At 69.2% G+C, this 8268-nt stretch carries 9 protein-coding genes and 1 tRNA gene; 2 read left to right on the top strand and 8 right to left on the bottom strand.

Going from position 1 to position 8268, the window contains the following annotated elements:
• Positions 1 to 271, top strand: a 271-nt coding sequence (locus tag EPD83_RS19130) for a transposase (RefSeq protein WP_205859619.1), incomplete at its 5' end; no start/stop codon positions are given.
• Between the two features lie 22 nt (positions 272 to 293).
• On the opposite strand, the gene EPD83_RS19135 is transcribed toward EPD83_RS19130, so the two are convergent.
• The 3 genes from EPD83_RS19135 to EPD83_RS19145 are packed head-to-tail and all read right to left on the bottom strand — an operon-like array spanning position 294 to position 2838.
• Positions 294 to 929, bottom strand: coding sequence for a hypothetical protein (locus tag EPD83_RS19135; protein WP_128366224.1), 636 nt, complete (start codon positions 927 to 929; stop codon positions 294 to 296).
• Positions 926 to 2380, bottom strand: coding sequence for a type IV secretory system conjugative DNA transfer family protein (locus tag EPD83_RS19140; RefSeq protein ID WP_128366225.1), 1455 nt, complete (start codon positions 2378 to 2380; stop codon positions 926 to 928). Before EPD83_RS19140 ends, EPD83_RS19135 begins: the two co-directional genes overlap by 4 nt.
• The gene (locus tag EPD83_RS19145; RefSeq protein WP_128366226.1) at positions 2377 to 2838 is read right to left on the bottom strand and encodes a hypothetical protein; all 462 of its coding nucleotides are present in this window, start codon (positions 2836 to 2838) and stop codon (positions 2377 to 2379) included. The genes EPD83_RS19140 and EPD83_RS19145 overlap by 4 nt, the downstream gene beginning before the upstream one ends.
• 182 nt (positions 2839 to 3020) lie before the next feature.
• Between EPD83_RS19145 and EPD83_RS19150 the strand changes: the two genes are divergently transcribed.
• Positions 3021 to 5048 carry an FG-GAP-like repeat-containing protein gene (locus tag EPD83_RS19150; protein ID WP_128366227.1) on the top strand — a complete coding sequence of 676 codons (2028 nt, stop codon included), beginning with the start codon at positions 3021 to 3023 and terminating at the stop codon, positions 5046 to 5048.
• Between the two features lie 75 nt (positions 5049 to 5123).
• Here the strand turns inward: EPD83_RS19150 and EPD83_RS19155 are convergent, their stop codons facing one another.
• From EPD83_RS19155 to EPD83_RS19175, 5 genes are all read right to left on the bottom strand, one after another.
• On the bottom strand, positions 5124 to 5924 hold the full coding sequence (locus EPD83_RS19155; protein WP_235950725.1) for a C40 family peptidase: 801 nt from the start codon (positions 5922 to 5924) through the stop codon (positions 5124 to 5126).
• 232 nt (positions 5925 to 6156) lie between these two features.
• Positions 6157 to 7395 (bottom strand): tyrosine-type recombinase/integrase, encoded by a 1239-nt coding sequence (locus tag EPD83_RS19160; protein ID WP_165567011.1) that lies wholly within the window; start codon positions 7393 to 7395, stop codon positions 6157 to 6159.
• The gene (locus EPD83_RS21100; protein ID WP_205859620.1) at positions 7301 to 7618 is read right to left on the bottom strand and encodes a helix-turn-helix domain-containing protein; all 318 of its coding nucleotides are present in this window, start codon (positions 7616 to 7618) and stop codon (positions 7301 to 7303) included. Before EPD83_RS21100 ends, EPD83_RS19160 begins: the two co-directional genes overlap by 95 nt.
• A 217-nt stretch (positions 7619 to 7835) precedes the next feature.
• Positions 7836 to 7908: transfer RNA gene (locus tag EPD83_RS19170), tRNA-Arg, on the bottom strand.
• An 80-nt stretch (positions 7909 to 7988) separates the two neighbouring features.
• The coding region (locus tag EPD83_RS19175; RefSeq protein ID WP_205859621.1) for a methyltransferase domain-containing protein at positions 7989 to 8268 on the bottom strand (280 nt) is incomplete at its 5' end.

Raw genomic sequence — 8268 nt, forward strand, 5'->3', positions numbered from 1 at the left:
CACCCCGTTCCTGGCCTACGACGTCGAGATCCGCCGGGTGCTGTTCTCCACCAACGCCATCGAGTCACTGCACTCCCGCTACCGCCGTGCAGTCACCGTCCGCGGGCACTTCCCCACCGAGCAGGCCACGCTGAAGACCCTCTACCTGGTCACTCGCGGTATGGACCCCAAGGGCACCGGCCAGGCACGATGGGCAGTGCGGTGGAAGCCTGCGTTGAACGCGTTCCCTGTCACCTTCGCCGACCGCATGCCGGCCGCCGAGAACCTCTGAAGATGAACGCCGGAAACACCGTTCATCGGACACACCCGACGTCGACTAGGTGAAGTCTTGGGCTAGGTGGATGCGCCGCTTCGTGCTGCTGCGTCAGGGTGTCGACGTCGCGCTGAAACACGCAGCCACGCTCATCGACGGCCGATCTGGCGGTATGTCGAGTGTGGCGTCCGTGCGCAGGCCAGGGCTGGTGGTCGCCGTCCTCGCAGTGCGACTTGAGCCGCTGGCGCGTCCGTTCGGTGAACGCCGGCAGGGCGTAGCGGTGCCACTCCTCCATCGCATCGGCGGTCAGGGCGAGGCCGGCTCGGCGGCGGAGGTCGGCGAGCACGGCGATCTCGTGGACGAGGTGTGGGTGTTTCGGCCAGCAGGTGGGGACCAGGCCGGTGAGGTCCCACGCGTACTCGTGGTTCAGCCAGGTGACGACGCGGTCGAGCCAGTCCCAGAGCTCGGCGCGCAGCTCCGGGTCGACGCAGGTGGGTGGGTCCCAGGGGCGGGCCAGGAGGGCGGGGCTGCCGAGGGCCTTCTTCTGCTCGTCGGTGCCGTACATGGCGGTGTTGAGCTCACGGTAGGAGTGCGCGACGCGGCGCCCGGGGCTCGGGAACCCTTCGATCGCCTCGTGCGGAGTGGTCCGGCGGTCGGTGCGAGGAGGCTCGCTCATGCCGGGTCGCTGTCGTGGTCACCGGTCAGGCCTCGACGGCGCGCCTCGACGAGGGCGGCGATAGCGCGCGCGTCCGGGTCGACCGTTTGTGCGCGACCCACAGCGACGGTCTCCCGCAGGTTCCGCTGCTCGGTGAGGAGGCGGCGGCCGTGCTTGCCGTCGATGCAGCGGTTCAGTCCGGCGATGATCGGCGCCCCGTTCTCGGAGAGGACGAGCGCGTGGCGCTCCTTCAGCTGGCGGATCTCTGCGCCGGTGAGGATGGGAATGTCGTCGGCCGACACCTGCCTGCCGCCCATCCGTCCGGACTGCCAGGAGGTGCGGGCGACGCGGACCTCCCCGAGCAGGTCGGAGATCTCCCGGTTGAACGCGACGTCCTTGGACCCGCCGAACACGACGAGGTTGTTGGTGAGTGCGACCAAGGTCCGGGCCTCCTGCTCCCCGAAGATGGCCGCGAGCTGCGGCCAGGCTTGGGCGGCCCAGAGGAACGAGATCCCGAGCGCCCGCTCGTTGGCCATCCGCGTCCGCAGCGTCGGCAGTGGAGCGGTGGAAGGCAGCTCGTCGAGGATGGCGTGGAACGGCGGGCAGAGCCGCCCCCACGGTGAGGTGTTAGCTGCGGCCAGTGCGGTGTCCAGCGCGTGCTCGGCGAACGCGGTCATCAACGGCGACGCGGAGGCGTAGGGGTCCTCGCGGCCGAGGAGGTAGATGGTCCCGCTGCGGGCGATCACCTTGGCGAGGTCGGTCGCGGGCCGGCCCGGGCCTGGGACGCAGCGGCGGCGGATGTCCTCTTGGAAGAACAGCGACATCGCCTGCTGGACGGTGGTCACGGTGTTGCCGGCGGTGCGGTCATCTCCGTGGAGCGCCCCGTGCAGCAGCCCGGCCCAGAACGACGCGGCGTGGGGGTGGGCCCGCAAGACCTCCTGCGGGTCGGACGCGGCCAGGGGGTTGGACACCCAGGACAGGACGTGCTCGAGGCTGCGGCCGGTCAGGGCGGCGGCGTGGAAGTAGCCCTGCAGGACCTTGGCGGCCTCGGCGGCGTAGAAGCGCGCGGCGTCGTCGCCGTGCCCGCCGGCGACTGCGCCCTTGACGGTGCCGGCCGTGAACGCCTTCGCCCGGCGCTCGGCCACGAGCGGGTCGACGCAGCCGCGGATGGGGTCCCAGACGACCTCCGGCAGCCCTGGGACGAGCCCGAACGGGTCCAGCACCACGGCGGGGCGGTTACCGCGGGAGCGGGCGGTGAAGGTCAGCAGGAGGTCGTCGACCTTCGTCAGGGTCGTCAGCGCGGCGCCGGGGGCGTCGATCAGGGCCGGCGCGAGGATGTCGAGGGTCTTACCCGACCCCTGCGGGCCGATGACACCGGCGGTTCGGTCCCACGGCACCCACAGCTGGCCCCCGCGCGGCTCCCGGGCCCGGCCCAGGTGCCACCCGACCTCGGCCGGTCGTAGCCGCCTCACCGGGTCTGACCCTTCGCCCGGGGTCCGTACAAGTCCGGTCGGATGACCTTGGCGTGGCGGCGCAGGCGGGCCCGGCCCAGCAGCCTCTCGGCTTCCGCGACGCTGGCCACGCCTCGCAGCCTCCCTGGACCCCACCGGCCCAGTGCCCACGCCGCCGCCCAGACGCTACCGACGAGCACCAGGACCTCGAGGACGGCGACACAGGTCCACATCAGCCCGGCCGGCGCCGGGTGCGTGACCTCCTGGAGACCGGCGGCAGCGTCACCTCCCAGGACCCCACCCAGGGATGTGAACAGGTCGTCGCGAGCCACGAACACCCACCCGTTACCCGTGACGAGGTTGGCCACCGAGCGGCCGGCCTGGAGGCCCAGCAGCAGCAGGAGGAGCAGCGCGAGCAACGCGCTGGCGGGGACCTCCCACGTGTAGGGGTAGGGGTTGGTTCTGCGGGACCGCTGCATCTCAGTCTCCATTGGCTTGGCGAACCTCCTGAACCCCGTAGGCGGTCACGACCTTGCCTAGGTTCGCCGGTGGTGGATGAAGGGAGGCAAGATTCCAAGATCCTGTTCCACCCGCCGCCTGCCAGCGCTACCTTGAGCGCACGCCGAATTCGCAGGGAAGCGGCGAGGAGGGATTGCTGACGATGAAGCGCATTCTCGCGGTGCTGTTGGTTGCTGTAGCCACTTCGGCCATCGGTCTCGCCACTCCAAGAGCCGCCTCGGCAGCGGGCCCGGCTCCTGCCTTCCAGCTTCCATTCGAAGTTGGTCAAAAGTGGCAAGCCGGCGCACCACACTCGGACACCGGCAACAACGTAGGTGCGCGTGGCTCCATCGACTTCGGCCCTAGCGGGTCCAACAAAAAGGTCGTTGCCATCGCTGGCGGAACCGTCTACCGCATCTCGTGCTCGGGAGGCTCTGTACTCGGGGTGGACCATGGTGACGGCTGGAGATCCACGTACTACCACCTCACGAACCTTCAGTTGCAGCTCGTGGGTAAGCAGGTAGCGGCGGGTACGTACTTGGGCGACGCAGGGCGTGCGGCCCCCTGCGGAGGCTCCGCCTCGTTCGACCACGTCCACTTGACGGTCCTGAAGGACGGGAATCCAACGAGCGTCTCCGGCTTTCGGTTCAGCGACTACAACGTCTACAGCAGCGGAACCGACTACTACGGGTACTGGACCGACCTGAGCGGTGCCAGAGTGCTCACTGTTTCCGGCGCCGCAGTCATGGGCTTGACGTCTACCGCCCGCACACGTGTGCCAGACCTGCAGCCTATGACAGGCGACTGGAACGGCGATGGAAAGACCGACATCGGCCTCCGCCGAATCTCTAACGGGACGTGGTACTTCCGGACCGGTCCCTCCTGGTCCCAGACGACGTACTCCTGGGCCGGCGGGACGGACCTGCAACCGGTAACGGGCGACTGGAACGGCGACGGGAAGACCGACATCGGCCTCCGCCGGATCTCGACCGGGATGTGGTACCTGAAGACCGGCCCGACGTGGACCCAGACCACCATCTCGTGGTCGGCGGGCGCCGGGAAGGACTTGCAGCCGGTCACCGGCGACTGGAACGGCGACGGCAAGACCGACATCGGCCTCCGCCGGATCTCGACCGGCATGTTCTACATGCGCACTGGACCGTCCTGGTCGCAGTCCACCGTCTCGTGGTCGGCCGGCGCCGGCAGCGACCTCCAGCCCGTCACCGGCGACTGGAACGGCGACCACAAGACCGACATCAGCCTCCGCCGGATCTCGACCGGCATGTTCTACATGCGCACTGGCCCGTCCTGGTCGCAGTCCACCGTCTCGTGGTCGGCCGGCGCCGGCAGCGACCTCCAGCCCGTCACCGGCGACTGGAACGGCGACCGCAAGACCGACATCGGCCTCCGCCGCATCTCGACCGGCATGTTCTACATGCGCACCGCACCTATATTCAGCCCGGCCACATACACCTGGGCAGGCGGCACGGACCTTCAGCCCGTCACCGGCGACTGGAACGGCGACCGCAAGACCGACATCAGCCTCCGCCGGATCTCGACCGGAATGTGGTACTTCAAGACGCGTCCGTCCTGGTCCCAGACGACGTACTCCTGGGCCGGCGGGACGGACCTGCAACCGGTAACGGGCGACTGGAACGGCGACGGGAAGACCGACATCGGCCTCCGCCGGATCTCGACCGGGATGTGGTACCTGAAGACCGGCCCGACGTGGACCCAGACCACCATCTCGTGGTCGGCGGGCGCCGGGAAGGACTTGCAGCCGGTCACCGGCGACTGGAACGGCGACGGCAAGACCGACATCGGCCTCCGCCGGATCTCGACCGGCATGTTCTACATGCGCACTGGCCCGTCCTGGTCGCAGTCCACCGTCTCGTGGTCGGCCGGCGCCGGCAGCGACCTTCAGCCCGTCACCGGCGACTGGAACGGCGACCGCAAGACCGACATCGGCCTCCGCCGGATCTCGACCGGAATATGGTACAAGCGCACTGCTCCAGGATGGGGACAGAGCACTACCGCCTGGGCCGGAGGCAGCTCGTACAAGCCAGTTTCTGGCGACTGGAACGGCGACGGCAAGACCGACATAGGGCTTCAGAGTTCGGCAGACGGACGATTCCACTTTGGACCTGCCTGGCAGCAAACGACGGTGAGTTGGTCCGCCGGCGCCTGGTGAGTCGTCGATACCTCGGGTGGCGCGCAACCCCTGCTTGTCAAAGCTGCACCAGGCTTGGCGACTTTCACGCTCTCGTCAAGGCATAGCTCCGACCCGCCAGACCTCGAAGATGTGGTGGCCGGACCAGGTGGTGTAGTCGTGGATGCCGACGGCGTCGCCGGAGGCTTCGACGCTGCGGTGGGCGGCGGGGTCGGCGACGATGAGCACGTGCCCGATCTGGTTGGGTCCGAGGTAGGTGTCGACGAAGATCAGGTCGCCGGGTTTCTCGTGGCCGAGCTGGACGCGGGAGCCGTTGCCGGCGGCGAGCCAATTGCGTTGTGCCGCCGCGGTGCGGGGGATGGTGATCCCGAGCCGGGCGTAGGCGGCCTGGGTGAAGGAGGAGCAGTCCCAGGCGTGGGGTCCGTTGGCGCCGAGGACGTAGGGGTCGCCGACGTGGGCTTGTGCCAAGGTGAGCATCCCGGCGATCCGGGCGTCCTCGATCGGGGGGAGGGCCGGGTTGCCGTTGCCGCCGGGGCCGCAGTCGCTGGGGTCGCCGGCCACGACGCCGCCGCCGTACGAGGCGGCGTAGTAGAGGACGTCGTTGACGTACCAGTCGGCGTGGTTGTAGGCGAAAATCGCGCGGCGGACCCCGTCGGCGCCGGCGGCGACGCCGGAGGCGGTGAGGTAGTTCGCGGCGGAGAAGACCGAGTCGGCGTCGCTGCGGATGTCGGCGCGGCCGTCGCCGTCGCCGTCGACGCCGTAGGTGGCCAAGGTGGCGGGCATGAACTGCATGAGCCCCTGCGCGCCGGCGCTGGAGGCCAGCCCAAGAGCCCGAAAGGTGAAGTGCGCATCTGCTGCGTCGACGAGGCGGAAGGCATCTCTATGGCGGCGAGGCACGCCACCGGTAGGCGCATCGCCAAGATCGCCGACCGGATGGTGAGGCCGCGCGACCTCGCCAAGGCCTTGCGGACGCTGATTCGCGACCTCGGCTAGGCAACCTGTAGGACGTCTCGACGCGTTCAAGGCGCATGGATCTGGCGATCCGTGAGTCATCCCGCCGCGAGCCGGGCTGCTCGTGCTGACGGGGTGTTGGACGCCACGGCGGCGCGGGACTCCCGTTGTCCTCATCTCAGCCACTGTCTGTAGCACTCCACAGCAGGTCGCCCATCTGCATTGCCGCACGCCGTCGGAGCTCGTCGACGGCGTGGGTGTATCGCTGCGCTGTGGCCATCTCGGTCCAGCCCATGATGGACATGACGGTGCGGATGTCTACGCTCTGCAGAAGAAGCAGGGTCGCTGCGGTGTGACGGGCGTCGTGTAGACGCACCCGACGCACCCCGGCAGCCTCGATGAGTCGTCCCCACTCGGCGTTGTCCCGGGCGGGGTCGATCAAGCCCCCGGTCGGAGTGGGGAAGACGAGGTCGAGGTCCGGCTCCCAGTCCTCCCCGGCTGAAAGTCGCAGTTGGTTGACGCGAGAGCGCTGCGAGCGCAGCTCCTCTACAAGCGGTGGAGGCATGACGATGCTGCGGACCGACGCCTTAGTCTTGGGTTCAACCAAAAGGAGTCCACCGCCCTCTCGCTGTTCGCACTGACCGCCGCGCCGGTGGCCGCAGGAGGGCCCGTCGGCTGTGGGTTCGCAGCCGTGGTTCCAGGTGTGCCGTTGGCAGGACCGACGGACGCGGAGGTTCCCGTTGCGCAGGTCCACGTCGCTCCACATGAGGGCGAGGGCCTCACCCTGGCGGAGCCCCAGGGCGAGAGCGATCGACCAGCGCACCGGATGGCGTGTAGAGCCAGCGGCGGCCAGGACGCGCCTGGTCTCCTCTACGGACAATGGGTCCACTTCGACCTGGTCGGCCCGGGGAGGTCTGGCCACCAACGCGGGGTTGTGTGCCAGCCGGCGACGACGCACCGCCTCGTTGAGGGAGGAGCGCAGCACTCGGTGAACTGCGCGGACGACGTGGGTCGAGCTGCCCTGCCTGCGCATGGCCCGGTAGAGCTCCTCGAGGTTCTCCGGCCGCAGCTCGCTCAGTCGTTGGCGCCCCAGGACGGGGATGACGTGCACCCGCATCTGGCTGCGGTAGGTCGAGAGTGTCTTCCAGCGTGCTGTCATGGGCAAGACGGTCTCCAGCCAGTGCTCAAGCCAGTCCTCGAGGGTGATGTCGTCGCGGGTCCACACGAACATTCCGGCGTCCCGCGCGCGCTCGACCTCGCGGACGGCGTCCCGCAGTTCGGACTTCGTGCGTCGACGGACATGCTTGCGCACCCGCTCGCCGTCATGGCCCCGCTCCATCGTGACCCGGGCATGCCAGAACCCGTCGGCGCCGCGGTACACAGAGGAGGTGGTCTCTTCGGCGGACTTGCGAGGCATAGGCATCGTCCGGCTCGCGCATCTCGGCCGCGAACCGTTCCAGCTCGCGACGCTCGACCCGCACGGACCGGCCGAGGTGGACCGTGCGTAGCCGGTGGCTGGCGATGTGGCGCTCCACGCTTCGCCGGGCGCAGCGCAGCTGTCGTGCCACCTCGTCCAGAGTGAGCAGCAGGGTGTCGGGCATGGACGGCTCTGGGGCGGCGAGGACGGTAATGGTCTCCATGCCACACCAAAAGCGACGTGGCGGCCGCCAAGGGTCACGACGGGCGAAAAAGGCAACCCCCAAGCCCACCTGGGAGGCCAGACGTCTCGGCGCGGCTAGCGCCGACCGCTTACGACGCGGCTCACGCGAATCGTTTTGGGGCCAGCCCGCGCCTCGAGCGAGCCGAAGCAACTGAGGAGAGCTGGTGTTTGCGGAGGTCACGCAGGTGTCCGTTCTGCGCGCCCGAAGGGATTCGAACCCCTAACCTTCTGATCCGTAGTCAGATGCTCTATCCGTTGAGCTACGGGCGCCTGCTGCGCAGCGCGCAACGACAGTGAAGACTACCGGAGCCCTCGCCCCGCCGGGAAATCGGGCGGGGCGGCCGCGCCGGTCACTCCGGCCGGCGCCCGATGGCCGCGAACATCGTCACGGAGACGAACGCGTCGCCGTGTCCGGAGGCGGCCTCGACCTCTCGGTTCAGCGCGGACACCTCGTCGGCGGTCACGACGCCTGCCTCGACGAGCGCGGCGCCCTGGGTGGCGAGCAGCCCGGGCAGCATCTCCTCCGGGACCACGAGGGCGCTGGACCCGACGTCCGGCTCGACGTCGAGGCCGGCCTCCCGCAACAGCGAGCGCAGCCGGCGGCCGGAGTAGGGGTTCGGCCAGAGCGCG

Source organism: Phycicoccus flavus (assembly GCF_004025965.2).
GTDB classification, from domain to species: domain Bacteria; phylum Actinomycetota; class Actinomycetes; order Actinomycetales; family Dermatophilaceae; genus Phycicoccus; species Phycicoccus flavus.